The organism is Pseudomonas sp. MAG002Y, assembly GCF_019400845.1.
Lineage (GTDB): Bacteria > Pseudomonadota > Gammaproteobacteria > Pseudomonadales > Pseudomonadaceae > Chryseomonas > Chryseomonas luteola.
In genome coordinates this window covers 33,271-59,109 of sequence record NZ_WOEJ01000008.1, presented here as the reverse complement: position 1 = coordinate 59,109, position 25,839 = coordinate 33,271, and the positions used below count along the sequence as shown (strand labels likewise).

General features: G+C 58.2%; 24 protein-coding genes. 11 read left to right on the top strand and 13 right to left on the bottom strand.

Annotation, left to right across the window (positions count from 1 at the left end; all coding sequences use genetic code 11):
- Positions 1-4 precede the first annotated feature (4 nt).
- Together GM154_RS13050 and GM154_RS13045 are read left to right on the top strand one after the other, a co-directional pair.
- Positions 5-1,024, top strand: coding sequence for an alpha/beta hydrolase (locus GM154_RS13050; protein ID WP_219652481.1), 1,020 nt, complete (start codon positions 5-7; stop codon positions 1,022-1,024).
- A gap of 210 nt (positions 1,025-1,234) precedes the next feature.
- Positions 1,235-2,674 (top strand): MFS transporter, encoded by a 1,440-nt coding sequence (locus tag GM154_RS13045; RefSeq protein ID WP_219652480.1) that lies wholly within the window; start codon positions 1,235-1,237, stop codon positions 2,672-2,674.
- A gap of 52 nt (positions 2,675-2,726) precedes the next feature.
- Here GM154_RS13045 and GM154_RS13040 read toward each other — a convergent pair whose 3' ends face one another.
- The 9 genes from GM154_RS13040 to gabP all read right to left on the bottom strand — a co-directional run bounded on the left by GM154_RS13040 (position 2,727) and on the right by gabP (position 15,194).
- The gene (locus GM154_RS13040; RefSeq protein ID WP_074821508.1) at positions 2,727-3,767 is read right to left on the bottom strand and encodes a low specificity L-threonine aldolase; all 1,041 of its coding nucleotides are present in this window, start codon (positions 3,765-3,767) and stop codon (positions 2,727-2,729) included.
- 71 nt (positions 3,768-3,838) lie between these two features.
- Positions 3,839-5,647, bottom strand: a complete 1,809-nt coding sequence (locus GM154_RS13035) for an aminopeptidase P family protein (protein WP_150348207.1) — start codon at positions 5,645-5,647, stop codon at positions 3,839-3,841.
- A 304-nt stretch (positions 5,648-5,951) separates the two neighbouring features.
- Entirely contained in the window at positions 5,952-6,140 is a 189-nt protein-coding gene (locus GM154_RS13030; RefSeq protein ID WP_010796664.1) for a hypothetical protein, read from the bottom strand.
- Positions 6,141-6,262: 122 nt separating this feature from the next.
- A complete protein-coding gene (locus tag GM154_RS13025) occupies positions 6,263-7,201 on the bottom strand; it encodes a LysR family transcriptional regulator (RefSeq protein WP_074821503.1) in 939 nt (312 codons plus the stop codon).
- Between the two features lie 247 nt (positions 7,202-7,448).
- Complete coding sequence (locus GM154_RS13020; protein WP_112297945.1) at positions 7,449-10,502, bottom strand: efflux RND transporter permease subunit; 3,054 nt, start codon at positions 10,500-10,502, stop codon at positions 7,449-7,451.
- Positions 10,499-11,572, bottom strand: a complete 1,074-nt coding sequence (locus GM154_RS13015; RefSeq protein ID WP_219652479.1) for an efflux RND transporter periplasmic adaptor subunit — start codon at positions 11,570-11,572, stop codon at positions 10,499-10,501. Before GM154_RS13015 ends, GM154_RS13020 begins: the two co-directional genes overlap by 4 nt.
- The gene (locus GM154_RS13010) at positions 11,569-12,666 is read right to left on the bottom strand and encodes an efflux RND transporter periplasmic adaptor subunit (protein ID WP_374940319.1); all 1,098 of its coding nucleotides are present in this window, start codon (positions 12,664-12,666) and stop codon (positions 11,569-11,571) included. The genes GM154_RS13015 and GM154_RS13010 overlap by 4 nt, the downstream gene beginning before the upstream one ends.
- Before the next feature lie 402 nt (positions 12,667-13,068).
- Complete coding sequence (locus GM154_RS13005) at positions 13,069-13,284, bottom strand: DUF1127 domain-containing protein (RefSeq protein ID WP_010796659.1); 216 nt, start codon at positions 13,282-13,284, stop codon at positions 13,069-13,071.
- Positions 13,285-13,781: 497 nt separating this feature from the next.
- A complete protein-coding gene (gene gabP, locus GM154_RS13000) occupies positions 13,782-15,194 on the bottom strand; it encodes a GABA permease (RefSeq protein WP_219652478.1) in 1,413 nt (470 codons plus the stop codon).
- A 244-nt stretch (positions 15,195-15,438) separates the two neighbouring features.
- On the opposite strand from gabP, the gene GM154_RS12995 reads away from it, so the two are divergent.
- From GM154_RS12995 to GM154_RS12980, 4 genes are all read left to right on the top strand, one after another.
- The gene (locus tag GM154_RS12995; protein ID WP_219652477.1) at positions 15,439-16,206 is read left to right on the top strand and encodes a phytanoyl-CoA dioxygenase family protein; all 768 of its coding nucleotides are present in this window, start codon (positions 15,439-15,441) and stop codon (positions 16,204-16,206) included.
- A gap of 146 nt (positions 16,207-16,352) precedes the next feature.
- Positions 16,353-17,111, top strand: a complete 759-nt coding sequence (locus GM154_RS12990; protein ID WP_219652476.1) for a hypothetical protein — start codon at positions 16,353-16,355, stop codon at positions 17,109-17,111.
- Positions 17,112-17,251: 140 nt separating this feature from the next.
- On the top strand, positions 17,252-17,746 hold the full coding sequence (locus tag GM154_RS12985; protein WP_010796655.1) for an LEA type 2 family protein: 495 nt from the start codon (positions 17,252-17,254) through the stop codon (positions 17,744-17,746).
- A gap of 164 nt (positions 17,747-17,910) precedes the next feature.
- Positions 17,911-18,567, top strand: a complete 657-nt coding sequence (locus GM154_RS12980; protein ID WP_219652475.1) for a trans-aconitate 2-methyltransferase — start codon at positions 17,911-17,913, stop codon at positions 18,565-18,567.
- A gap of 6 nt (positions 18,568-18,573) precedes the next feature.
- Here GM154_RS12980 and GM154_RS12975 read toward each other — a convergent pair whose 3' ends face one another.
- Positions 18,574-19,488, bottom strand: a complete 915-nt coding sequence (locus GM154_RS12975; RefSeq protein ID WP_219652544.1) for an AraC family transcriptional regulator — start codon at positions 19,486-19,488, stop codon at positions 18,574-18,576.
- Between the two features lie 265 nt (positions 19,489-19,753).
- On the opposite strand from GM154_RS12975, the gene GM154_RS12970 reads away from it, so the two are divergent.
- The gene (locus GM154_RS12970) at positions 19,754-20,815 is read left to right on the top strand and encodes an NAD(P)-dependent alcohol dehydrogenase (RefSeq protein WP_219652474.1); all 1,062 of its coding nucleotides are present in this window, start codon (positions 19,754-19,756) and stop codon (positions 20,813-20,815) included.
- 118 nt (positions 20,816-20,933) lie between these two features.
- A complete protein-coding gene (locus tag GM154_RS12965) occupies positions 20,934-21,773 on the top strand; it encodes a DMT family transporter (protein WP_219652473.1) in 840 nt (279 codons plus the stop codon).
- Between the two features lie 17 nt (positions 21,774-21,790).
- On the opposite strand, the gene GM154_RS12960 is transcribed toward GM154_RS12965, so the two are convergent.
- The 3 genes from GM154_RS12960 to GM154_RS12950 form a co-directional block, all read right to left on the bottom strand.
- A complete protein-coding gene (locus GM154_RS12960) occupies positions 21,791-22,804 on the bottom strand; it encodes an SDR family oxidoreductase (protein WP_219652472.1) in 1,014 nt (337 codons plus the stop codon).
- A gap of 243 nt (positions 22,805-23,047) precedes the next feature.
- Complete coding sequence (locus GM154_RS12955) at positions 23,048-23,527, bottom strand: GNAT family N-acetyltransferase (protein WP_219652471.1); 480 nt, start codon at positions 23,525-23,527, stop codon at positions 23,048-23,050.
- A 12-nt stretch (positions 23,528-23,539) separates the two neighbouring features.
- Entirely contained in the window at positions 23,540-24,004 is a 465-nt protein-coding gene (locus GM154_RS12950; protein WP_219652470.1) for an N-acetyltransferase, read from the bottom strand.
- 162 nt (positions 24,005-24,166) lie between these two features.
- Here GM154_RS12950 and GM154_RS12945 point away from each other — a divergent pair, with 162 nt between their 5' ends.
- The 3 genes from GM154_RS12945 to GM154_RS12935 all read left to right on the top strand — a co-directional run bounded on the left by GM154_RS12945 (position 24,167) and on the right by GM154_RS12935 (position 25,836).
- Positions 24,167-24,706: an invasion associated locus B family protein gene (locus tag GM154_RS12945; RefSeq protein ID WP_219652469.1), complete on the top strand. Its 540-nt coding sequence runs from the start codon at positions 24,167-24,169 to the stop codon at positions 24,704-24,706.
- A gap of 93 nt (positions 24,707-24,799) precedes the next feature.
- On the top strand, positions 24,800-25,423 hold the full coding sequence (locus GM154_RS12940; protein ID WP_219652468.1) for a YdcF family protein: 624 nt from the start codon (positions 24,800-24,802) through the stop codon (positions 25,421-25,423).
- Between the two features lie 71 nt (positions 25,424-25,494).
- Positions 25,495-25,836 carry a zinc ribbon domain-containing protein YjdM gene (locus GM154_RS12935; protein WP_010796645.1) on the top strand — a complete coding sequence of 114 codons (342 nt, stop codon included), beginning with the start codon at positions 25,495-25,497 and terminating at the stop codon, positions 25,834-25,836.
- Positions 25,837-25,839 lie beyond the last annotated feature (3 nt).

Sequence of the window (25,839 nt, the reverse complement as noted above, 5' to 3'; positions counted from 1 at the left end):
GATCATGAAAATGCTTGCTCAGCTGTTCACTGTTTCTGCCCTTTCCCTGGTCGCTGGTCATGCCCTGGCCGCAGATGACGCCGGCCTTGAACGTACCACCCAAGGTTTTCTGAACACCTTGAACCAGAGCGGGGGTAAGCCTCTCGAGCAACTTTCGCCCAAGGATGCCCGTGCTGTCCTGACGGGTGCCCAATCAGGCGTGAAGGTCGATCTGTCCAACGTAGAGGTGAGCGAGAAGACTATTACCGCTGACGGGCAGAGGATTTCGCTGACCATCGTCCGACCTGCCGGTGTCACCAAGGCGCTGCCGGCGTTCATGTTCTTCCACGGTGGCGGCTGGGTGCTGGGTGACTTCCCTACTCACCAGCGTCTGGTGCGGGATCTGGTGGTCGACTCGGGTGCGGTGGCCGTTTTCGTGAATTACACGCCTTCGCCTGAGGCGCATTATCCGGTAGCCATCAATCAGGCCTATGCCGCTACCCGCTGGGTCGCCGAGCATGGCAAAGAAATCAACGTAGATGGCTCTCGCCTGGCTGTCGCAGGCAACAGCGTAGGCGGCAACATGGCGGCAGTTGTCAGCTTGATGGCGAAAGAGCAAGGCACGCCCAAGCTCCGCTATCAGGTACTGCTCTGGCCTGTCACCGATGCCAACTTCGACACCGGCTCGTATGACACTTATGCCGAAGGGCACTTCCTGACCCGCAACATGATGAAGTGGTTCTGGGATAACTACACCACCGATCCCAAGCAGCGCCAGGAGATTCACGCCTCGCCGCTGCAGGCCACGACTGAGCAGCTCAAAGGCTTACCGCCCGCACTGGTGCAGACCGCAGAGTACGATGTGCTGCGCGATGAGGGTGAGGCATACGCCCGCAAGCTTAATGCAGCCGGAGTGGATGTGGTGCAGGTCCGCTACAACGGCCTTATCCATGACTACGGCTTGCTTAACGTCTTCCACGACGTTCCTGCGGTACAGAGCGCCATCTCCCAGGCGGGTGATGAATTGCGCAAGCATCTGAAGTAACAGACAGGCCCCTGGTTCGGAATGACTCTAGGGGCTCTGCTCTTTTTTATTACTGCTAACAAGATGCTCAGGAAAAGCAGAATCCACCAATTTCCGCTGAAAACCTATGCTTGGGTGTCGCAAATACCCTTTCCAACCTTATCTTTAGCAACCTAACATCAGCACTACTCTCCTAGGATGAGCGTATCGCCCTTCTGTGGATGTTCGCGCATGTCCTTTTCTTCGCTCACGACAGGTTCATCGGTTGCCGACACCGAAGCGTCCGCTTTCTCCAACCGGCGTGCCGCCGAAATTTCGGCACGCATCGACCGGCTACCCGCCACGGCAACGCTCTGGCGACTAATCGCCCTGCTTTCCATCGGCGGTTTCTTCGAACTGTACGACCTGTTCCAGACGGCCTATATCAGCCCTGGGTTGATACGCGCCGGGCTGTTCGCCACTGGCAGCGCCGGTGTATTCGGTATCGCCGACCAGGCTGCGTTCGCTTCGGCAACCTTTCTGGGCCTGTTCGTAGGGGCAAGTCTGCTGAGTCCCATCGCAGACCGTTTCGGCCGCCGGCGCATTTTTACCTTTGCGCTTATCTGGTACACCGCGGCTACGGTGCTCATGGGTCTGCAAAGCACAGCACTAGGCATTATCGTGATGCGGTTCTTCGTTGGTATCGGGCTGGGAATCGAGCTGGTCACTATTGACGCCTATCTATCCGAACTGGTGCCCAAGCGCATCCGTACGTCAGCCTTCGCCTTTGCATTTTTCGTCCAGTTCCTGTCCGTACCCGCGGTCGCCCTGATGTCGGCCTGGCTGGTGCCGCAGGACCCCTTCGGAATTTCCGGCTGGCGCTGGGTTGTACTGGCCAGTGCAGTATTCGCCTTGTTTATCTGGTGGCTGCGCTCACGCTTGCCCGAGTCGCCCCGCTGGCTCGCGCAACGTGGCCGTCTGGACGAGGCGGATCAGGTTTTGTCGACCCTGGAAGCCCGCTGTGCCAGGGACATCAAGGTCCCGCTTCCCGAGCCACACGTCGAAGCGGTTACGTTCGAGACCCAGGGGCGCTTTACCGAAATCTGGCAGCCGCCCTACCGCCGCCGCGCCCTCATGCTGATCGTCTTCAACATCTTCCAGGCCATTGGATTCTTCGGTTTTGGTAACTGGCTTCCAGCCTTGCTGTCTGGCCAGGGCGTCAGCGTTACCCACAGTCTGACCTATGCCTTCGTGATCAGTCTGGCCTACCCGTTGGGACCTTTGTTGTTCGTAAAGATCGCAAACCGTTTCGAGAACAAATGGCAGATCGTGGGTTCATCAATCGGCACCATGCTGTTCGGCATCCTGTTCGCGTTTCAAAGCTCAGCCACTGGTCTGATCGCATGTGGGGCGATGATCACCCTGTGCAACGCCTGGCTGACCTTTAGCTTCCACTCCTACCAGAGCGAGCTGTTTCCCACGCCCATTCGTGCCCGAGCTGTCGGGTTCTGCTATTCCTTCAGTCGCCTTTCCACGGTCTTCAGCAGTGTGCTGATCGGTCTCTTTCTTCAGCACTTCGGTACGCCGGGCGTGATCACGTTTATCGTGACCAGCATGCTGATCGTGATGATTACCATTGGCGGCTTCGGACCCAAGACTCGCAACCTCGCGCTGGAAGATATCGCGCACTAACAAAAACGCCGTACAGGATCGCTGTACGGCGTTTTCAAGAGCGCAGGCCTGATCAGGACTGCATGGCGTCGCGGATATCCCGAGCCAGCTCACGTACGCGGGACTCCTGAGTGTCCCAGGAACACATGAAACGGGCACCACCGCTACCGATAAAGGTATAGAAGCGCCAACCACGGGCACGCAACCGCTCCAGTGCCGGCTCGGAAAGCTGCAGGAACACCGAGTTGGCCTGCACCGGAAACATCAGGCTCAGCCCGGGCACGTCTTTCACCAGATCCGCCAGGAGCTGGGCGCAGTGGTTGGCGTGTTCGGCATAACGCAGCCAGGCATTGTTTTCGAGGATGCCGACCCATGGCGCGGAGAGAAAACGCATCTTCGACGCCAGCTGACCGGCCTGCTTGCAGCGGTACTCAAAGTCTTCGGCCAGGTCACGGTTGAAGAACAGGATCGCCTCGCCCACCGCCATGCCGTTTTTGGTTCCACCAAAGCAGAGTACGTCAACGCCGGCCTTCCACGTCACCTCGGCCGGTGTGCAGCCAAGGCTTGCCACCGCGTTGGAAAAGCGCGAGCCGTCCATATGCAGACGCAAGCCGAGGTCGCGGCAGGTATCGGCTACTGCATTCAGCTCGTCGAGGCTATACAGCGTGCCGACTTCCGTGACCTGGGTAATGCTGACCGCTCGGGGCTTGGGAAAATGAATATCCTTGCGCTTGGTGGCAATCTGGCGAATGGCATCAGGCGTCAGCTTGCCCTGGGTGGTCGGGGCCAACAGGAGTTTGGAGCCGTTGGAAAAGAACTCCGGGGCACCGCATTCGTCCGTCTCCACGTGGGCCGTCTCGGCGCAGATCACGCTGTGATAGGACTGGCACAGGGCCGCCAGGGCCAGGGAGTTTGCAGCAGTACCGTTGAAGGCAAAGAAGACTTCGCAATCGGTTTCGAACAATTCGCGGAAGTGATCTGCGGCGCGGGCCGTCCAGGCATCATTACCATAGGCGGTATCGTGCCCGTGATTGGCTTCGGCCATGGCCGCCCAAGCTTCCGGGCAGATCCCTGAGTAGTTGTCGCTGGCGAATTGCTGACTATGGTCGTTCATGGGTATTCCTTGAGAACCACCCGAGGAAGCCCGCTTGTGGCCGACTTCCATGGCGGTAAATAAACGGACGCTTATAGCGGCCGGGTTCGAGTGTCCAACCAATCGCGCGCCGCACCGCTGACCAGCGGACGGACACGCTCACGCACCTCGGCGTGGTAGGCGTTCAGCCAGGCGATCTCATCTTCACGCATGAGCGTACGGTCGATACAGCGGGTATCGATCGGGCACAGCGTCAAGGTTTCGAAGCGCATAAACTGGCCGAACTCGGTTTCAGGCTCGGCCACGTTGAGCAGCAGGTTCTCGATCCGCACGCCCCACTGCCCGGGCCGGTAGATACCGGGTTCGTTGGACGTGATCATACCTTCCCGCATGGCACTGTTGGGGGATGGTTGACCATAGAACGTGATGGATTGCGGCCCCTCGTGTACGTTCAGGAAGTATCCTACCCCATGCCCGGTTCCATGACCGTAATCGATGCCCGCTTCCCAGATGGGCGCACGGGCAATCGCATCGAGCATCTGTGACGCGATGCCTGCCGGAAAACGTGCTCTGGACAATGCGATCATGCCCTTGAGTACACGGGTGAAGTCACGCTTCTGCTCGTCGTTGGGCGTGCCAATGGGCACAACGCGGGTGATATCCGTCGTGCCTCCCAGGTACTGACCGCCGGAGTCGATCAGCAGGAGGCCGTCGCCCTCGATAACAGAATGTGCCTCTTCTGTTGCATGGTAATGGGGCAGCGCGCCCCCTGCGTTATAGCCTGCAATAGTAGAGAAACTCAGGGAGACAAAATTGGGGCGGCGTGCACGGGCAGCGGTCAGCCATTCATCCACCGTCAGCTCGGTCACCCGCTCTCCCGCCTCAAGTGCCGCCTCGAACTGGGCGAAGAATTCGCACAAAGCCGCGCCATCCTGCTCCATGGCCTCACGCACATGCTGTGCTTCGGCTGCCGTCTTGCGGGACTTGAACAGAGTGGATGGATTAATCGCCTCGATGCGCTTGACGCTGGAGGGCACGCCTTCCACCAGGCCGTAGGTGACGCGCGCCGGATCGACCAGCAGACTTGACCCGGCAGGCAGCGCCGCCAGAGCACCATGGGCTGCGCCATAGGCGGCCAGCTGGATACCGGCTTCGTTCAGGGTGCGCTCAAGAGCCGCCGGAATTTTTCCGGCACCCACGAACAGCTGCACCTGGCCCGGCCCGATCAACGCATGGGCCAAAAAGACCGGGTTGTAAGACACATCGGCACCACGCAGGTTGAACAGCCAGGCAATATCATCCAGGCTGGAAATGAAATGCCAGTCAGCTCCTTGCTCGGCCATGGCCTTGCGTACCTGCTCCAGCTTTTCAGTGCGGGATACCGGTGCGTATGGCGCCTCGTGAGCGTATACCGGCGCCGCAGGCAGTGCGGGCCGCTCGGGCCAGATACGGTCGATCAGGTCGATGGTGGTGCGTAACGAAATGTTCTTATCGGCAAAAGCCTTGCGCAGCGCCTCGGCGGCACCCAGCGACAGCACAGCTCCATCCACCGCCACGGTACCACCCGTCGGTACATGCTCAGCCATCCAGTCAATGTGGGCCTGCATGCCGCCAGCCACCAGCTTCATCAGTTCCACGCCCGAACCTGCCAGCTCAGCCTGGGCCTGTTCCCAGTAGCGGCTGTCCGTCCAGACGCCGGCAAAATCCTTTGCCACGATCAGCGTACCGGCCGAGCCCGTGAAACCCGATAGCCATGACCGCCCTTGCCAACGCTCGGGCAGGTACTCTGACAAATGCGGATCGGCGGACGGAATCAGGCAGGCATCGACGCCCTCTTCATGCATGACCTGACGCAAGGCGGCCAGACGATCAGGAATGGAAACGAGGTCTTGATGGGACATGTACTCTCCGGTAGGCAAGGGATGCAGTTGAAGCAGTCCTGCAATAAATACCGCAGATATAAAAAAGCCGCATCAAGGGATGCGGCTAAAACATGAAAAACCAAAGGAGCAGAATGGTTTTTCCTTGAGAACCTGCGCTATCGACAAGCAGTTGCGTCACGCCTGAAGGCAATGGAAATGCACATCCTCACACCGTGAGCATGGTCCATAAGGGGGGAAACTTCTGGCAGTGGCGGAAACGCTCCGAAAACGAGCAGGTCCTGAAGACGACGTTTGGCGCGGCGGGCGCCTGGGCCAAACGGGATTAACGCTGGGAAACCTGCTGGTCTTGCTGGGCTTTCTGAGTCTGTTGCGCCTGCTGGAAGCGCTCCATGACAGCGTGGTTCTGGTTGACGAGCTTGTAGTTCTGCTCGTAGGAATCACGGGCAAAGCTCACCTGGGTAAAAGCAACAGCAGATACAGCAAGAATCGAGGCAGTAAACAAACGTAACATGATGAACTCCTGACACCCTTGGATTGGGTTCATCACTAGGATAACGCGTAATAATTATTGAAAAATATCGCCTGGGTACATAGAGATTTACCAATTGCGCAAGTATTCCAGGCGAGGCAGGCTCAGATGGCCCAATAGGAATGCATGGCTACGATGTCATCGTCGTTGCTAAACCGTCTGGGTAGCTCTTCCTTGAGGATATCCACCCACGCCTTGATCTTGGCATCCAGGAAGCGTCGGGACGGATACAGCGCATAGACACTGCGCTCACGCAGGCGATACTCGGGCAATACCCGCACGAGTCCGCCTTCCCGCAAGGCCGGTGCAGCAATAAAGCTGGGCAACAGGCACAGGCCGAGTCCGGCCTTGGCCGTATTGGCCAGTGCATCCGCAACATTTACCTGATAGATCGAGCGAGGCTTGATCGACGTTTCTTCGTCCGGCTTGGTAAATACCCACTCCTCGGGAAATGTCGGGTCCTGAAGCAACAGGCACGTGTGCTGGTCCAGATCGCGCGGATGATGGGGCGTGCCCCACTTGGCCAAGTAATCGGGCGAGGCACAGACGACGCTATAGACCTCACCGAGCCGTTGGGCGACCAGTTCGGAGTCAGGCAGATGCCGATCCATGGTAATCGCAACGTCGTAGCCTTCTTCGATCAGGTCAGGACGATTCTGGGACAGGGTGAAATCCAGCGTGACATCGGGATAGCGCTCGGCATAGAGCGCCGCCAGAGGCGCCAGATGCTCGGTTCCCAGGCCAGTCAGGGAGTGCACGCGCAACCGGCCGGAAGGCTTAAGGTGTGCACCACTGGCCTCAGCCTCAGCTTCGGCTACCGAATCGAGAATGCCTCGGCAGCGCTCCAGATAGCGCTCCCCAGCCTCCGTTAGCGCCAGCCGGCGGGTAGTACGGTGCAACAACCGTGTTTGTAGATGCGTCTCCAGGTCGGAAATCACCCGGGAAACCTGCGCCGTCGATAAATCCAGCAAGGCCGCAGCGGCCGTAAAACTGCCCGCGTCGACCACCCGGGTAAAAATCCGCATGCCTTGTAACGTATCCATTATTGTTGCCTGCTCCGTAACGCTGTTTCGCTTAGCAGCCTATTTATTTCCAGATGTTACGCTTTTATTCTTGTCCATGTGAGCTGCAGCACTGCCGGTGCTCTTCTCGTTAGCCCTGACGAGAATCTTTTAGCACTGGGTTTCTCCCTCCCGTACCCTGCTGCAGCTCCGGAGATAGCTCCTTGTGGCATGCTGGAACCGCCCGACCCCTCCGGGGCGGTTCAGCTGCCGTTTTTTCCTTCTTTTCTCATTGCGCCTTGCTTGGTTCGCGGATGCGATACCAGGTCACGTATAGCGCTGGCAGGAACAGCAGTGTGAGCAGGGTTGCTGCCACAATGCCACCGATCATCGCATAGGCCATCGGCCCCCAGAAGACCTCCCGGGCGATGGGAATCATGCCCAGGCTGGCGGCAGCGGCTGTCAGCAGAATCGGCCGACGTCGATGATTGGTCGCCTCGATGACCGCATCCCAGGGATGACGACCATCCTGCTCGAACTCATCGATCTGGGTTACCAGGATGACCGAGTTGCGGATGATGATCCCGATCAACGCCAGCACCCCCAGAATGGCCACGAAGCCCAGCGGCGTTCCCGTGGGCACCAGCGCCAGTACGACCCCGATCAGCCCCAGCGGCGCCACACTGGCAACCAAAAACATCTTCTGAACGCTCTGGAGCTGAATCATCAGGAACGTGGCCATCAGGAACAGCATGAGCGGGATTACGCTTGCAATAGGCTTTTGCGCCTTGCCGCTTTCCTCTACGGTACCGCCTACGTTGACCTGATAGTTGAGTGGCAGGTTACCTTTGAACTCATCGATCTTGGGCTGAAGAGCCTTGATCAGATCCGGCGCCTGGATAGAACCCTCGATAGTGGCCTTAAGCGTAATGGTTGGCTGGCGGTTACGCCGCCATACCAGCGGCTGCTCCATCTCGTACCCCACCGTGGCAAAGGATTTGAGCGGAATCGAGGTGCCCGAGGGCGTCACGATCTGCAGGTTTTCCACGGTCTCGATAGAGCTGCGCTCGGCATCTTCAGAGCGCCCTACCACGTTGACGAGGTAGATGCTGTCACGCACCTGGGTAATGGGCGTACCACTCACCACGCCGTTCATGATTTGGGCCACGTCCTGGGACGATAGCCCCAGCTGGCGGGCACGGTCCTGGTTCACATCGATTTTCAGCATCCGCCCCGGCTCGTTCCAGTCGAAAAGGATATCGCTGATATGCGGGTTGGTACTGATGGCGCTGGCCAATGCCAGCGCCTGCTTGCGCACCTCGGAAATGCTGGGACCACTGACGCGATACTGGATCGGCCGTCCTACTGGCGGCCCCATCTCCAGAGGCTGTACATACCCATCGAGCCCGACAAATTCGTTCTTGAGTCGCTCCTTGAGTTTGGGAATCAGCCGATTACGGGCCTCCAGGTCCTTGCTGACAATAACGACCTGTCCATAAAACGGGTTATTGAGCTGTTGATCCAGCGGCAGGTAGAAGCGCACCGCGCCCTGTCCTACATACGAACTCCAGCGGGCAATGTCTGGGTCTCCCTTGAGGGATGCCTCGAAACGATCCATTTGCGCACGGGTTTCCAGCACGGAGCTGTTCTGCGGCAGGTTCAAGTCCACCAGAATTTCCGGCCGATCCGAGGACGGGAAGAACTGGTTCTGCACGAAACGCATGCAGAACAGCGCGGCCGCAAAGAGCAACACCGTCATGATGATGGTCAGCCAGCGGTGCCGCATGGACCAGACCAGCGAGCTCTGGGACCAGCGCGCCAGTCGTCCCGGCCCCTTTTCCTTTTTATGCTTGAGCGACTTGGGTAGCAGGTGCACGCCCATTACCGGTGAGAACAGCACCGCCACGATCCACGACAGGATCAGCGCCACGGCAATTACGGCAAACAACGTAAAGGTGTATTGCCCGGCGGTACTCTTGTTGAGGCCGATGGGTACGAATCCCGCCACGGTGACCAACGTACCGGTCAGCATCGGAAAGGCCGTGTGGTCATAGGCGTAGGTGGCCGCCTTGTGGAGCGAGTCGCCCTCTTCCAGCCGGGTCACCATCATCTCGACGGTGATCATGGCGTCATCCACCAGAAGGCCCAGGGCAATGATCAAGGCGCCCAGGGAGATCCGCTGCATGGTGATACCGCTGTATTCCATGAACAGAAACACCATGGCGAGCACGAGAGGGATTGAGCAGGCCACCACCAGCCCGGCACGCAGACCCAGGCTGATAAAGCTCACCACCAACACGATGATGACCGCCTCGAACAGCGCATGGGTAAAGCTGCTGGACGCCTTCTCTACCACCTCGGCTTGGTTGGACACCTGATGCACGCCCACCCCGACCGGTAGCTCACCGGTAATCGCCTTCATCCGTTCGGACAGCGCCGCACCAAAGGTCTGCACGTTGCCGCCCTTGCGCATGGCAATTGCCAGGCCCAGGGCCGGCTCGCCGTTGAAGCGGAACAGGGATGTAGGCGGATCGGCGTAATCACGGTGGATGGTGGCCAGATCAGCCAGACGGTAGAAGCGGTCATTGATCCGAAGGTTGACAGCCTCCAGATCTTTCTCTGACTTGAATTCACCGGAGGTACGTACCGAAACGCGTTCTGGACCGGCCTCGATTACGCCGGAAGGCGTCACGGCATTCTGTGCCTGCAGGCTCTGCATGATCTGCCGCTGATCGAGCCCTAGTGCTGCCAGCTTGCGCGTCGAGAAGTCGAGGTAGATGACCTCGTTCTGCGCGCCCATGAGTTCAACCTTGCCCAGGTCCGGCACTGCACGGATGTCCAGGCGCACCCGCTCTACGTAATCGCGCAGCTGCCGGTACGAGATACCGTCGCCAGTAAAGGCATAAATACTGCCGAATACATCGCCGAACTCGTCATTGAAGGCCGGCCCTTGAATGCCTTGTGGAAACTGTCCCTGTATATCGGAAATCTTCTTACGGACCTGATACCAGATATTGGGGATTTCCTTGTCGCTAGTGGTATCGCGCAGGTACACAAACACCGTGCTCAAGCCCGGCCGGGTAAAGCTCTTGGTGTAATCCAGCGAATCCAGCTCTTCGAGTTTCTTTTCGATCCGGTCGGTGACCTGCTCCAGGGTTTCCTGGGTGGTCGCGCCCGGCCACTGGGTCTGGATCACCATGGTCTTGATGGTGAACGAGGGGTCCTCTTCGCGGCCAAGGTTGAAGTAGGAATAGGTTCCCATCAACAGCGCGACAAACATGATGTACCAGATAAAGGACTGGTGACGCAGCGCCCAGTCAGAAAGGTTGAAGGATTTCATCAGCGCTGTTCCACATCCATTTTCACGTCTTGTCCAGGTTTGAGGCTGTGTACGCCGGCCGTCACGACCCGCTCGCCCGCGTTCAGGCCGTTATCGACCGTAATGCTCCGCTCATCTCGGGTCAGCACATGGACCTCGCGCAGTGAAACGGTTTTGGTATTAGGGTCGACGATCCAGACGCACGTTTTGCCATCCCGCTCGAGCAATGCACTGGCCGGCAGCTCGGTAAGCTCACGGGGCGCATCATTGGTCAGCGTTACCGTTACCAGCGAGCCCAGGCGGAACGTTGGGGGCAGTTCGGCCAGCGTGAGTCGTACCCTCCGGGTTCGCGTCATGGCGTCGGCCTGAGGCGCCAGCTCACGGATGCGGCCGGTGGTAGAGACCGAAGGCTCCAACTGCGAGGTGATGGTAAACGTCGTGTCAGCCGGTAATGTCTCTGCCAACCCCGCCGGCAGGTCTACAACCGCCTCCTTCACTTCGGGACGCGCCAGGGTGACTACCTGCTGACCAGGGGATACTACCTGCCCGGTTTCGGCATGCCAGGCCGTAATCACACCATCGAAATCGGTATACAGCTCGCTGTAGGAGAGCTGGTTGCGGGACTGATCCCGGGCGGCCTGGGCGCGATCACGTGCAGCGCGAGCCGTATGCAACTGGGCCATGACCTGATCCAGCTGAGCCCTGGACCCGACACCCTTGGCATACAAGGCCTGCTGCCGCTTGGCATCGGCCTCGGCATCCATCCACTGGGCCTGAGCCTGGGCCAGATCACCTTCGCTGCTGCGGTAAGCATTCTGCTGATCGGTCGGGTCCAGCGCAGCCAGCAAGGTGCCTTTCTTCACCACATCGCCCACATCAGCCTTGCGCTGGGCAATGCGCCCGCCTACGCGAAAGCTTAAGGTTGACTCATACCGTGCCTGAATATTCCCGATAAAGGCACCGAGCGCGCGTGCCTGCTTGGGTTTGGCCTCAACGAACAGTACCGGGCGGACCGGAGACGGTGGCTCCTGCTTGTCGGAGCACGCGGCCAGCAGCGCCACGAGGCCCAGTAGAAGAACACGTATCCTGCTCATGACGACGCTCCCTGTTGAGCCTTAGCGTTATCACCAGGGTGGATGGCAGCAGGCTGAACAGGGGGCGCATGATCCGTGACCTCGACGACTTCGACCTTGAGTCCGTCATAAAGCAGCTGACCACCAGCCGTCACGACGCGGTCATCAGGTGCCAACCCGTCATCGATCATGACCTGTCCGGTGATGTACCGGGCAACTGTCACCGGTTTGAGGTGGGCGCGGTTGTCAGCGTCCAGTACCCACACGGCGGGCTTTTCCACGGTGCCATTGAGCGCTGTCCAGGGCAGCACGACGCGCTGCTTGTCTGGCGTACCCAATGACGCCGTAACGGTTGTCCCCAGCGCCATCTGCGGCGGGACCTTGTCGAGCAGCACCTTCACACGCACGGTGCCGCTCTGCTGGGAAATGACCGGCGAAACCTCGCGCACATGGCCGGTAGTGCGCACCGTCGGATCATTCAACAGGGCGACCTCGATAGGCTGGTTGCCCGGATCGCGGGCAAGTAACGATTCCTGCACATTGAAGACGGCATCGCGGTCGCCCTCCTGCGCCAGGGTAAAGATCGGCATGGATGCCTGAACGACCTGCCCGACCTCGGCCTGCCGCTCGGTGATTACGCCGCTGGCGGCCGATACCAGATTGGCATAACTGAGCTGCTTGCGTGCATCGTCCAGCTGAGCACGCGCAGCACTCAAGGCACTTTCTGCACCCTTCAGGGCAGCCAGGGCCTCGTCATATTGGCTTTGGGTGGTGTAGCCCTTGGGCATCAACGCCTTTTGCCGTTCGAACTGCACACGGGCAAGGTTCGCCCTGGACTGCTGGGAAAACACCTGCGCTTCAGCGGCGGCTACGTTGTTGCGCTGATCCTGCGGATCGAGACGGGCGAGGACCTGCCCCTGCTTGACGTGATCACCCACATCGACCAGACGCTCATTGATCTTGCCGTTGATACGAAATGACAGTGTGGTCTGGATACGCGCCTGCACATCGCCTGTCAGGGTGGTGGTAGTCGCTACCTCTTCCAGGGCTACACGCTGGACTCTTACGTGAGGAGGATTGGGGGCCGGTTGTGAATCGTCCGAGCAGCCTGCCATACCGGTCAGGGCCGTCCCTAGCAGAAACAACGCGGAAGTGCGCTGAAACAGGGGTCTAGCGCGCCGCGAAAAGAAAAGCATTGCCAATTAACCTCCCTCACAGTCCATATGCATGCCAGCAGTCGACGTGGCGATTTACCCGCGAGTCGTCCATCAAGGTCTGCTGCGCAGGGGTTGTTCTGGTTATAGGCGACTGACTTTAAGCCTCAGGCAAGGTTCCGGCAATTCAATAGAAGCCCGGGCACGGTGCTGAAAAACGCACGCACAGGAAAACCCGGCAAGGCAAGAGGCCGGCTAAATAGAGAGGAAAGAGAAGAAAAACGCGGAGGGGTGTCATGGGAGCCGCTATCGATGACGGCTCCCGACAGGTCTTGCCGGTTACGGTGTGCGTAACCGTAACACTTAACGCCAGAACGGCTTGTGCAGTTCTTCGTAACGCTGGGCTTCAGTGATACCGGCGTCGGCCAGCATACGGGCATCCAGGCGGGCCAGCTCGTTGCGGCTGACGATACGACGATGCCAGACCGACAGCGTTGTCAGAACGCGCAGCACCAGCGAAGTATTGGATTTAGAAGCGTTTGAAGCGGTGAATGAGTTGGAACGTAGGGTGTGTTCCATGATGCTTTCCTTCCTGCTTATGACAGGTAGCTAACTATTTAAGATGCGCACATTGTCGTGCCGCGGAAGTGTTACCGCCATAAACAGTCAGGAAGAATTGTGCAGGAGCAGAAGCGAGAAAATGGAAACTGTTATGGTCCAAATTGGGTCAATCTGTAACGCAACGCACCATAAATGGGCATTTTTGCGTTACCGATGGAAACAAGACCTGCGTTTTCATAACAGCATGGCGCGTTTGGCGCCGAGAGATAATCCTTTTTTACCCAAGCGCCGCAGAAATGTCTACCTTTTTGCCGCTTCGTCTCAGAAAAAAGCCCTGAAACGGTGCGTAGCTCTTTCTGACAGGACTTGCCACTATGCCGAGAGCAACAGAACAGATCAGGCAGTCTCGCACGGTATAAATTAGACGTGCCGGCGTTACAAAAAGGGAGTAGCTATTAATTAAGAAACCAGGAAGGGAAGACCGGTAACGAGCCCTCGTTACCGGTCCTGGAGGATCAACGGCTTTGCGAGGCCGTCATCAGGGTAGCGTTGCTACGATCCCTGGCGCCTAGCCAGGAACCGATGGCAACCACAACCAAGGCCAGCAGGCCGGTGGCCAGGATTTCCATGCGGTGCGCTTCTGTCATTAGCATGATACCCAGCGCCATGATGATGAAGCCGATCACCAGCCAGGTCAGCCAAGGGAACAACCACATGCGGCACTCGATGGGCTGACCACTTGCGTTCAGCTTGCGACGCATGCGCAGCTGCGACACGGCAATCACCAGATAAACCAGCAGGGCCACTGCACCGGAGGTTGCCAACAGGAAGCTGAACACGGCCTCCGGCATGGTGAAGTTGGCGATCGTCGTTGCAAAACCTATGGCAGTGCTCGCCAGAACGGCAGCGCGCGGCACGCCACCGGCAGCGGTCCGGCCAAAGGCCGCCGGTGCATCACCCCGGCGGCTCAGGGAGAACAGCATGCGCGATGCCGTATAAAGCGCCGAGTTCAGGCAGCTCGCCACCGCGACCAGCACCACCAGATCAACGATCAGCTTGGCGTGGGGAATAGACAGAAATTCCAGCGCACGCTGGTAGGAGCCTACTACCGGAAGCTGTGGGTCCTGCCAGGGCACGATGGAGATGACCAGGAAGATCGAGACGATATAGAACAGACCGATACGCCAGATGACCGAGTTGGTCGCCTTGCCGATCTGCTTGGAAGGATTTTTCGACTCGGCCGCAGCAATGGTTACGATCTCGGTACCCATGAAGCTGAACATGGTGGTCAGCAGTGCCCCGATGACGGCATTGAAGCCGTTGGGCATGAAGCCACCATGGGCAGCCATCAGCGTACCCAGGCCGCTGACTTCTCGCCCTGGCAGTGCTCCGACCATGGCCACGGCGCCCAGTACGATGAATGCGATGATCGCGAGTACCTTGAGCAGCGCGAACCAGAATTCAAACTCACCATACTTGGCGACGCTGAAGAGGTTGGTCACCGTCAGAAAGGCTGTAATCGCCAGCGCGAACTGCCAGGTGGCAATTGCCGGAAACCAGGCATTGAGGATGGCCGCAGCCGCCACCGCTTCGAGCGGAATCACCAATACCCAGAACCACCAGTACAACCAGCCGATGGTAAAGCCGGCCCAGCGTCCGATGGCCTGATGGGCATAGGACGAAAAGGAGCCGGTATCTGGCGAGGCCACGGCCATTTCACCGAGCATTCGCATCACCAGCACCACAAGGGTTCCAGCCAAGGCATAAGCCAGCAGCACGGCAGGCCCTGCCGCGGCAATGGCATGACCTGAGCCCACAAAGAGCCCGGCACCGATAACACCGGCAATGGAAAGCATGGTGACGTGGCGCGGTTTCAGCGCCGGGGAAAGGGAGGTTCCATCCGAAGAAGACTGTTTCGTTATTGTCATAATAATGCCTGTCACTTGCTGAAATGATTTAGCGCAAGGCTAAGTAACCCTGCCATATCAGCGATACTTGGACGGCTTTTCAACTCTAGAAACGACGTTTCCCTGGCTCTAGCGAGGAATCAGTCACAAAAATGTCGCATATATGACTTATTCAACAGGCCTGCGACACCATGAAGTATTGCCTTCAGGTGCAACCCGAGCCATGTGGCAGGTTCTAATGAAGCACCGTCCATGAAACATCGCCATGAGTCCGCTTCCTGCCCATACGGCTACTGATCATCGCCTGCAGGCCATGCACGAACAGGGTTTCGTCTTGCTGCATGGTGTGCTGAGTCCCGCTCTGGTCGACGAAGTCCGCGCGGCCATTGATCAGCTGGAGGCCATCCACTGGGACTACACCGGTCTCGTTGACCATTACAAATGCGTTTTCAATCGCGATCCCGTATGGCTGCCTTACCTGGATCTGCCCGGCGTGATCGAACTGGCCGAAGCGTCCCTAGGCGAAGATTGCCATATCATTGGGCAGACAGCCTGGCGCTGCCACCCCGGCTTTATCGGCGCAGACCTGCACGTGGATTACCTGGCGATGACACTGCCCCGGTCCCTGCTGGCAGACCCGACATTTGAACTGCCCATGCAGATCTGTACCGCCCAGGTCTATCTGGATGAGATCACCGCGGACCTGTGCCCGACGCTGGTCATTCCAGGCAGCCACCGCGCAGGTCGTAAACCATTGGAAGGCGAGACAAACTGGCAAGGCCGGGAGGCGCAGCCGGTGCTCTGCCAGCCGGGCGACGTGCTGTTTCTGCGCAGCGAGCTGTGGCATGCCGGCAGCCGCAACCGCACCCGTGACCGGACCCGCTATCTTCTCCAGATTCATTATGGTCGGCGCATGGTGGCTCAGAAGTTCTCACCTTACCTCGCCTGGCAGTTCAATCCGGCGGTGCTGGATGCCTGTACGCCCCGACAGCGACGTCTGCTCGGCGAGCATGAACCGGCAGAATACGACTGAGTTGACATCGAAATATTCTGTTACACGAATCGTTGATGTGCTTTTGACCGATTTTTGACCTGCTCCCCTGCACCTTAGGGCCTCTGAAGTGCCATCCATGCGCTCAGCTTTCTCTCCCCCATCAAGCCCTTGAGCAGGGAACAACAATGAACAAACTTCCACAGATCACCCTTGCATTCTGGGTCATGAAAATCTGCGCCACGACATTGGGCGAGACGGCCGGTGACCTGCTGTCGATGACCCTGGATGTAGGCTATGCCTTGAGTTCGCTGATTCTGATCAGTGCGTTTGTGGTCACCTTGGTTGCTCAGCTATCAGTCAAACGCTACATCCCCCCGCTGTATTGGGCGGTGATCCTGTCGACCAGCACGGCAGGCACGACCATGTCCGACTTTATGGATCGAACCCTGGACCTGGGCTACGCCACCGGCTCGGCCGTGCTGATCACGATCCTAATCGCAATTTTCGTGCTGTGGCGCCTGAGCGGTACATCGTTCTCGGTCGACAGGATACATACCTTCAACGCCGAGCTGTTCTACTGGGTTACGATTCTGTTCTCTAACACGCTGGGTACCGCCCTGGGTGACTACTTGGCCGACGACTCGGGCCTGGGTTTTGCGGGGGGAGCGCTGCTGATTGGCAGCATTATCGGTGTGATCGTACTGGCCCACTTTTTCACTCGCCTCTCGACTGTTCTACTGTTCTGGATGGCGTTTATTCTCACCCGTCCGTTTGGCGCCACGCTGGGCGACTTCCTGACCAAGGCGCATGACAAGGGTGGTCTGGATTTGGGTACGGTCGGCTCCTCTGCCATCCTGGGCGCCATTCTGGTGATACTCGTGATCGGTGCCTGCGTGGCGCAAAACCTTCGTGCGCGTCAGAACGCTTTACCGGCTGCCCTTTAGCCCGGCGCGCCTCGAGTCTGCACAAAGGTTCGAGGCTTGCTGGTTCACGCTTTTGCGATATCGCCCCGTGAACGAGGAGTAGAAGCGACCAATGACCGGTCCCACCTGTATCGTGATGTATCGCCGACCGGAGCCTTTTCATGTTGTTATCTGCCTACCGCACTTGCGCTCGCCTGTTGATCGGCGCCTTGTTTCTACTGGGTCTTGCAGCCTGTAGCACCCTGGGCCAGCGGGATCCGTTGCGAATTGCCGTGGCAGGCATCGAGCCGCTGCCAGGACAAGGGCTGGAAATGCGCTTCAATGTGAAGCTGCGTGTGCAGAACCCAAACGATACAGCCATCGACTACAACGGCCTGGCGCTAGATATGGACATCAACGGCCAGCCGCTGGCCAGCGGTGTTAGCAGCCAGAGCGGCAGCGTACCCCGGTATGGCGAGACGGTACTGACCGTTCCGGTTACCGTCTCGGCTTTCTCGGCCGTACGCCAGTTCTGGGGCTTTGCCGAGCATACGCCTACCAAGAGCGTGCCCTATACCATCCACGGCAAGCTGGCAGGGGGCCTTTTGGGAACGGTACGGTTCAAGGACAAGGGCGAGTTGACACTGCCTGAGTCGACAGGGGCCGGCACCTGGTAGGTATAGATGGCCCTACCAGAGGGGTTGCTGAAAAACGGTCGGTCAAGACCAGACCGGCCTCGCCACAAACGAAACGGAACCAGGTTCCGTCGCTGGATACCGGGAGTTGTCGTTCTGCCAGACCGCGGCTAGGCTCAGGCTCTCCTTCAAGGCGAGCCGTACCGATGAACATCGATACAGAGTCTGGCGCTGCAGTCTATTCTCCCTTGACCCTGGCCCTGTATGACGTCTGGGTGCTGGGAATTTCCAACCGCTTTGCCTGGCAATGCGGTACACGGGATGTTCTATTACCGTTCTTCAAGCGTCATGTCGGTACGCAGCATCTGGACGTTGGCGTGGGGACCGGTTTTTATCTGGCAAAGGCAGATCTGCCAGACACCGCTGATATCACGCTGATGGACCTCAATACCAGCAGCCTTGCTGCTGCCAAGCGCAGGGTGAGCCGCGTGTCGACACGAACCGTGCGGCATGACGTCATGCAGCCCTGGCCTGTGCCCGCTCAGTTCGATTCCATCTCACTTTTCTATCTGTTGCATTGCCTTCCAGGCACCCTGACTGACAAGGCGCACGTTTTTGCCAACCTGAAGCCACACTTGAAGTCTGAGGGCGTCTTGTTTGGAGCAACCATCCTGGGCGACCGAGCCGGGCATAACGGGTTCGGACGCACACTGATGAATGTCTATAACCGCAAGGGCATCTTTTCCAACCGTCACGACGACGTGCCAGGATTGAAAAGCGCTTTAAGCGCTCATTTTGAGCAGGTGGATATCACTGTAGAAGGCAAGGTGGCGCTGTTTACCGCTCGCCGCCCCGTCAGCTGACACGCCTTACGAGGCGGCCTCGGCAGATGGATGCTCATGGCGCTCGGCCGCCGGACTGTGGTCGAAGTAACGTTTGTACTCGCGACTGAACTGGGACGCACTCTGGTAGCCAACCTGGAGCGCTACCTGGGCGACATTGAACCGCTGAGCCACGAGCAGTTGCTGTGCCTTGATCAGCCGCAGCCGCTTCAAGTACTGCACAGGTGACACCAGGGTGCTGCGTTTGAAGTGCTCATGAAACGCCGACGTGCTCATGTTGGCGCAGCGGGCCAGCTGATCGACGTTCAGCGGCTCGGCGTAGTGGTGATGCAGATACGTCAACGAGGCCGCGATCCGGGCAAACTGCCCCCGCTGCTCGACCAGTGCCTTCAGTGCCCCGCCCTGCGGCCCTCGCAACGCCACGAACAAGACCTCGCGCAGGCGCATCGCGCCCAAGATCCGGCATTCCAGCGGATCGTGCAGGCACCGCAGCAGTCGCTCCACCGCCTCCCGCATGGCGGTGTCGAGTGGGGAAGACACCATGGACTCTGGCGTCTGCACACGGGCCGGCTGAACCTCTTCCGGTCCCATCGCCAGCACCAGCTCGCCCAATACGCTTCGGTCAATGCCAATGGACACTCCCAGTAAGGGGGCCTCAGGTGTTGCGAACGTCTCACACTCGAACGGCACGGGCAGCGCCTGGACGAGGTAATGGCCGGCACCGTATTCCAGGGTTCGCTCGCCGAGATAGGCCAGCTTGCTGCCTTGCGCCACCACCATCAGGCTGGGCTCGTAGATCTGAGGCGATCGCGACACATTGCTGCGCGCCGTCACGATTCGAACCTGCTCCATAGGCGTTGGCAAAAACCCTTCGCGCGTGGCAAGTGGCTGGATCAGGGAAACCAGGGTGGCATTGGCATCGAGATGGCGGGTCAGCTGCATGGAAACGGCATCGGCAAGAGAAACAGGCATTACCATAATCGCAAAAACAGAAAGGTAAAGAGCCTATAACACCTACATGCTGGAGAAATAGGCATAAGCTCAGGAGGAATCGTCATGACCTGTCCTCACCGATTCCTCACAATAGGCCTCCCCCCTTTTCGATGAGTCTGATGCGGCGCCTGCCATCGCCCAACGGTGATGTGCGTTGCCTATGCCAGGCAGTCGCCAGATTCGAAGCGCTATCTTTTGTCTTGTGAGGCTCTATATGACCAAAGCATTCGGCTATGCCGCCCTGTCGCCTACCACCCCTCTTGTCCCGCACACCTTTGTGCGCCGTGCTACGCGCAACGACGATGTAGCCATTGAGATCCTGTACTGTGGTGTGTGCCACTCCGATATCCATCAGGCCCGTAACGAATGGGGAATTGCGGTGTATCCGCTGATGCCCGGCCACGAAATCGTAGGCAAGGTGACCGCTGTGGGCGCTGATGTCAGCCGCTACAAGGTGGGCGATCTGGTTGGCGTAGGCTGTATGGTCGACTCCTGCCGTCATTGCGAAGCATGCCAGAAGGATCTTGAGCAGTATTGCCTGGAAGGTCCTACCATGACCTACGCTTCCCCGGATCGCGTGGATGGCAGCAATACCATGGGTGGCTACTCCGACAGCATCGTGGTCAGCGATCGCTTCGTTGTGAGCATTCCTGAAAAGCTGGATCTGGCTTCCGCAGCACCTATCTTGTGCGCCGGTATCACCACTTATTCGCCGCTCAAGCACTACGGTGTAAAGGCGGGTGACAAGGTAGGCGTACTGGGCATGGGCGGCCTGGGCCACATGGGCATCAAGTTCGCCAAGGCCATGGGCGCGGAAGTCACCGTATTTACCCGCTCGCTAACCAAGGTGGACGAGGCCAAGCGTCAGGGCGCAGACCATGTAATCATTTCTACCGACGAGGCCCAGATGAAGGCCGCAGCCGGTCGTTTCGACTTCCTGCTCGACACCATTCCGGTGCAGCATGATTTGAATCCCTACCTCGAAACCCTACGCTTTGACGGTGTGCATATCCTGGTCGGCCTGATCGAGCCCATCGAGCCCGCCGTTCATGCAGGCAACCTTGTCATGAAGCGTCGTATCATTGCCGGCTCGCTCATCGGCGGAATGGCGGAAACCCAGGAAGTGCTGGATTTCTGCGCCGAGCATGGCATTACCTGCGATATCGAGATGCTGGATATCCGCAACATCAACGACGCCTACGAACGCATGATCAAGGGCGACGTGAAATACCGCTTCGTCATCGACATGGCGACACTGAAGGCGGCACAGGCCTGATGCTGAGGCGGGGCAGCTCAGGCTGCTCCGCTACTGCTCAAACCTTAATCGCGCAATCCGCTTTCACACCTGCCAATTCAGCCTACACTCTGGGCACGTCTTCTGATGCAGAACACGCATGCCTACAACAATACGCACACTGACTTTCACCGCGCTGGCCATGCTGGCCTTTGCGGGCAACTCCCTGCTTTGCCGTCTGGCGCTCAAGCACGCTGAAATCGACCCGGCCAGTTTTACAACGCTACGCATTTTTTCAGGCGCACTCGTGCTGTGGCTTCTACTACGCCAGCAGAACGGCAAACCGGCCGGCAACTGGCCTTCGGCAATCTATCTCTTTATCTACGCGGCGGCCTTTTCCTTTGCCTATACGCATCTGGAGGCAGGTACAGGTGCACTGCTGCTCTTTGGGGCAGTGCAGGTCACCATGATCAGCCACGGGCTGCTACGTGGCGAGCGGCTGAACCGTTGGGCGACGGCAGGGCTGCTTCTTGCGTTAGGTGGGCTAGTCGTCCTGCTCCTGCCCGGTGCGACCGCGCCTTCGTTGACGGGTGCGCTGTTGATGCTGGCATCCGGCGTAGCCTGGGGGCTCTACTCTCTCAAGGGCCGAGGGGTTACCAGCCCGCTGGCTGCCACTGCAGGCAACTTTCTGCTGGCGTCTGTTCCAGCACTGCTCATCAGCCTGGCCTCGATTGCCTATAGCCATTCGGATCTGATGGGAGTGCTCTACGCCGTACTCTCGGGTGCCGTTACCTCGGGAGTGGGATATGCGCTCTGGTATACCGCCCTGCGAGGGCTGGGCTCATTGCAAGCCGCTACGGTACAGCTCAGCGTACCGGTACTGACGGCCCTGGCTGGCGCGCTGCTGTTGGGCGAAGCCCTGACGTTACGCCTGTTGCTCACCGCCCTGGCTGTGCTGGGCGGTATCGCGTTGGTGCTTAATACCCGGCAGAAGCCTTGAACCTCTGCCGGAAAGTTTTACGAGCGCTTCATCAGCCTCAGCGCCATCAGTCCCAATCCTGCAATCGCCACCGATGACACCACCGGGTGTTTGGACATTTTCACGTAATAGCTGCGCGAGCGATACGAGCAGCCCTGGTGCGTACCACGCTCATGCAGCCCATAACCCGGCTCGTACAAGGCATTGTCTTCCCGGCTACGGGAGGGCCGGTCGGCATACTGGGAGTGGTACATGATCTTGTTCATCAGCTTATCGGTCAGCCGTGGCGACAGCGCCGACAGCCATGCCAGAACCTTGGCCTCGCTGCCCACGAACATATCCCGTTTGGAATTTTCCGCAGCGAACAAAATAGCCTCGGCCACCGCCTCCGGGGGATAGATCATGCCCCGATGTGCCGGCTGGTTGGGCATATAGCTACGGGCGTGCTCGTTATAGGGCGTATCGATTCGCGCCGGATGCACCAGCGTGACCGAGACGGGGTACTGCTTGTGTTCCAGCTCCATGCGCAGGGCATCGGTCCAACCGTGCAGGGCGTGCTTGCTGGTCGAATAGGTCGACTGGACCGGCGTTGCCCGATCACCGAAAAAGCTGCCCACATTGATGATCGCACCCGGGCCGCCACGCTTGATGAAATAACTGGCCGCCAGACGCGAACCGTAGACGACACCCCAGAAATTAGTGTCGAACATGCGCTTCATGTCTTCGATGGTCACTTCCAGGCAATCGCCAAAAATGGAAACGCCAGCGTTATTGACCCAGGTATCGATATCGCCAAACGTCTCGATAGCCTGCTCAGCAATGCGGGAAACATCCTCTTCCTTGCCAACATCCGCCACCACATAGGCCGCCTGACCGCCCTGCTGCTGAATCTCGGCGCACAATTGCTGGAGCGCCTCCTCATTCCGCGCCGCCACAACGACCTTGGCACCAGCACGCCCAGCCATGCGGGCTGTGACCAGCCCAATGCCGCTGGACGCCCCGGTAATCACTATCACCTGTTGGCTGAGAGGCTTGAGAGGTAGCTTCGCCATGTTCATCTCCTGTCAGAAAGGTATCTATAGTCCTGACAGGAGCCTCGCAGGAGGGTTCGGCTGATTTCAAAATGCCAGACTACCGGAGCGTGTGCAGATTCAAGGTGCGCTCCACTTCACTCAATGCAGACTCATCATCCATCAAAGGGATGGCCTTCATGGCCTTGCTAGATGAAACGGGTTGAGTTATCTGCTCATTAACGGTCTCGTGCAGAGAGGCATTATCTTAAAGAATATAGCTGCCTAACGTGACGACAGCTGCTTTCCCATCGAAACCGACCGTACCCCGTAGCCCAGCTCCTCGTACAGCCGCTGCGCTTCCTCATTGAAGGCCCACACGGTAAGACGCATATCCACTGCACCTTTCTCCTGGGCCCATTGCTCGGCCAGAACCATCAACGTACGGCCAACGCCCTCTCCCCGCCGCGTTTCGTCCACACAGATCGAGCCTACGTGGGCATAACGCATTGGATTGAAAAAGGAATGCGTTTCACTGATGAGGTAAACGCTGATGAACCCGATCAGTTCACTGTCCTCTTGCGCTACAAAGGTTGTGGCATTCGCCGCCCCAATCGCGCGCCGCCAATTCGCCTCGTCACGTCGCACGTCTTCAGCCGACGCAAAGATCTGCGGCCAAGCCTGGTGGTGCATATCATTGAGCAGCTGCCCCAGCCTGGAAATGTCAGCGATGTCATCGGGTGTCGCTTCACGGTAGAGGGGCATTCGGATGCCTCTTCAGGAGTGATGGATACATTTGATCAGCTGCAGAACGGGCAACCTTGAGCCCCATAGATCAATAAATACCTCCAAAGGGTGATAGCCCATGCGTTCATAAAAGCCACGTGTCCGAGCATATTCAGGGCTCGGATGACTGGCAGCTAGAGTTTTTACCTGCAGAAAGTGGGTGCCCTGATTAAGCAGCCAAATTTCAGCCTGCTCATGAAGCCTTCTTCCAACACCCTGGCCATGATTATCAGGATGAACCGCTATGCAACTTACCTCCCAGGCGCCGGGACAATGCTCCTTCAAGGAAATGAAGCCCAGTATTAAATCCAGCTCATAAGCTGCAAAGGTAGGTAACGTACGAGTAGCCTTGACATACTCCAGCAAGGCCGACTCGATTCCAAACCAGCGTGGAAGACTACGCAATAGCTGTTCGCATTCATCCGCAGCATCCAGTTCCGGTCCGACAATATTCATCTTTAATATGCCTGTGAAAGAGAAATCTTGAGCTTAGCTCTCACATGTCGGGCGATCAGTTAAGGGCATTCTGATCTTTCTGTGTCGCCATAAGGGCAGCATCAATCGGGTCAAATGACCTATGCTGTACGTCATTACTCTTCACAACTGCAAGGAAGAAACATGAAACAGAACGGCTTTCTCCCGGCGCTGGCCTTTTCGACCATGCTGCTGACGGGAGCCGGCCTGTCCACTACGGTACAGGCACAAACCGCGCCTGGCGATGCACAGGACAAGCCTACCGCGACAGAGACCTACGGTGACTGGTCGGTGATCTGCCGGAACGTTCCTGAAGAAGGCAAGGTTTGCGCCATGTCTCAGGTTATCAACAACAAGGATGGGCAGCGCATGCTGGCCATCGAGCTGCGCCCTGGAAAAGAGGGCTTGGGCGGATTCATGGTATTGCCCTTTGGCGTTGCCGTAACCAAAGGCGTGCGCCTGCAGGTGGATGACCAGGACACCCGAACGGTGGATTTCCATACCTGCCTGCCGGTTGGCTGCATCGCCCCACTGGACTTTGACAACAACCAGCTCAAGGCCCTGCGCAAGGGCAAGGCACTCAACGTGACGGCCACTATCGCCACCGGTGGTGAAGCCCATGGCCCGCTGTCACTCAAGGGCTTTACCAAGGCAGCCGAGCGCACCCGTGCGCTGATGAAATAAGCTGACCGCTCTGGAAGGAGACTGTCAAAGACAGTTTCCTTCATACTCGCGTGCTTGCCTGGCGCACGCTTACCGACCTTAGAGCGATGAGCCATGCACTCAGATAGCGTTACCGCACTCGTCACACAGCTCTTTGGCGCAGACGTACTGGTGCCCGTCGATGCACTGATCATCATGGGCAGCCCGCACCATATCGATGAGATTGCACAGGCAGCGAACATCATCATCCAGATAACCAAACCCCGCGTCATCATTCCGAGTGGTTATCAGGGCGAAGCCGAGGCCTTGGCCCATGTCTGCATCAAGCGCGGTGCCCCTGCTGAGCGTTTCGTACTAGAACAGCAGGCGCGTCACACAGAAGAAAATGTCAGGTACTCATTGGCGCTTGTAAATAACCTCCCTGGCAAACAACGCGTAGGCTATGTTTGCAAGAACTACGCAAGCCTCCGATGTCGACTTACCTTCGAGCGTTACCGCAACGGCCGTGAGTGCTACGGTTTTACCGTCAATCTATTCGAAGAAGCGCTGGAAGATTTTCAGCGTAACCCTCTTTTTAAGCAAAAACTGGCTGGCGAGCTGAAAAAGGTACTCAATTATTCAGCGCGAGGCTGGATAGCCCCGATCCCGCCAAATGCACCTTATACACGAGCAGATATCGAACAGCTCTATGGTGCGCTGGCGGCCTCCCAAGAAACTTTACCTATAGCGCTCCGCTAACGTTCAGCGTCAGCGAAAGCCAATAAAACCCTATATAATGTCAGGCTTTTATCGCCCACCAAGGAAGTCCAGTGAGCACATTGCCGCCCTGCCCTCAATGCAACTCCGAATTCACCTATGAAGATGGCACCCAGCTCGTTTGCCCAGAGTGCGGACACGAGTGGTCTGCCACCGAAACTGCGGAAGCCTCCGAGGGCGGCAAGGTCATCAAGGATTCAGTAGGCAATACGCTGCAGGACGGCGATACCGTAACGGTCATCAAGGATTTGAAAGTGAAAGGCTCATCCCTGGTCGTGAAGGTCGGCACCAAGGTCAAGAATATTCGTCTGGTTGAAGGCGATCACGATATCGACTGCAAGATCGACGGCATTGGCGCGATGAAGCTCAAGTCGGAATTCGTGAGAAAGGTCTGATAC

Bases quoted from the DNA above. Each gene is read 5' to 3' on its own strand.
- GM154_RS13050 (WP_219652481.1), top strand. From the start codon at position 5: ATGAAAATGCTTGCTCAGCTGTTCACTGTTTCTGCCCTTTCCCTGGTC.
- GM154_RS13045 (WP_219652480.1), top strand. From the start codon at position 1,235: ATGTCCTTTTCTTCGCTCACGACAGGTTCATCGGTTGCCGACACCGAA.
- GM154_RS13040 (WP_074821508.1), bottom strand. From the start codon at position 3,767: ATGAACGACCATAGTCAGCAATTCGCCAGCGACAACTACTCAGGGATC.
- GM154_RS13035 (WP_150348207.1), bottom strand. From the start codon at position 5,647: ATGTCCCATCAAGACCTCGTTTCCATTCCTGATCGTCTGGCCGCCTTG.
- GM154_RS13030 (WP_010796664.1), bottom strand. From the start codon at position 6,140: ATGTTACGTTTGTTTACTGCCTCGATTCTTGCTGTATCTGCTGTTGCT.
- GM154_RS13025 (WP_074821503.1), bottom strand. From the start codon at position 7,201: ATGGATACGTTACAAGGCATGCGGATTTTTACCCGGGTGGTCGACGCG.
- GM154_RS13015 (WP_219652479.1), bottom strand. From the start codon at position 11,572: ATGAGCAGGATACGTGTTCTTCTACTGGGCCTCGTGGCGCTGCTGGCC.
- GM154_RS13010 (WP_374940319.1), bottom strand. From the start codon at position 12,666: ATGGCAGGCTGCTCGGACGATTCACAACCGGCCCCCAATCCTCCTCAC.
- GM154_RS13005 (WP_010796659.1), bottom strand. From the start codon at position 13,284: ATGGAACACACCCTACGTTCCAACTCATTCACCGCTTCAAACGCTTCT.
- gabP (WP_219652478.1), bottom strand. From the start codon at position 15,194: ATGACAATAACGAAACAGTCTTCTTCGGATGGAACCTCCCTTTCCCCG.
- GM154_RS12995 (WP_219652477.1), top strand. From the start codon at position 15,439: ATGAGTCCGCTTCCTGCCCATACGGCTACTGATCATCGCCTGCAGGCC.
- GM154_RS12990 (WP_219652476.1), top strand. From the start codon at position 16,353: ATGAACAAACTTCCACAGATCACCCTTGCATTCTGGGTCATGAAAATC.
- GM154_RS12985 (WP_010796655.1), top strand. From the start codon at position 17,252: ATGTTGTTATCTGCCTACCGCACTTGCGCTCGCCTGTTGATCGGCGCC.
- GM154_RS12980 (WP_219652475.1), top strand. From the start codon at position 17,911: ATGAACATCGATACAGAGTCTGGCGCTGCAGTCTATTCTCCCTTGACC.
- GM154_RS12975 (WP_219652544.1), bottom strand. From the start codon at position 19,488: ATGCAGCTGACCCGCCATCTCGATGCCAATGCCACCCTGGTTTCCCTG.
- GM154_RS12970 (WP_219652474.1), top strand. From the start codon at position 19,754: ATGACCAAAGCATTCGGCTATGCCGCCCTGTCGCCTACCACCCCTCTT.
- GM154_RS12965 (WP_219652473.1), top strand. From the start codon at position 20,934: ATGCCTACAACAATACGCACACTGACTTTCACCGCGCTGGCCATGCTG.
- GM154_RS12960 (WP_219652472.1), bottom strand. From the start codon at position 22,804: ATGGCGAAGCTACCTCTCAAGCCTCTCAGCCAACAGGTGATAGTGATT.
- GM154_RS12955 (WP_219652471.1), bottom strand. From the start codon at position 23,527: ATGCCCCTCTACCGTGAAGCGACACCCGATGACATCGCTGACATTTCC.
- GM154_RS12950 (WP_219652470.1), bottom strand. From the start codon at position 24,004: ATGAATATTGTCGGACCGGAACTGGATGCTGCGGATGAATGCGAACAG.
- GM154_RS12945 (WP_219652469.1), top strand. From the start codon at position 24,167: ATGAAACAGAACGGCTTTCTCCCGGCGCTGGCCTTTTCGACCATGCTG.
- GM154_RS12940 (WP_219652468.1), top strand. From the start codon at position 24,800: ATGCACTCAGATAGCGTTACCGCACTCGTCACACAGCTCTTTGGCGCA.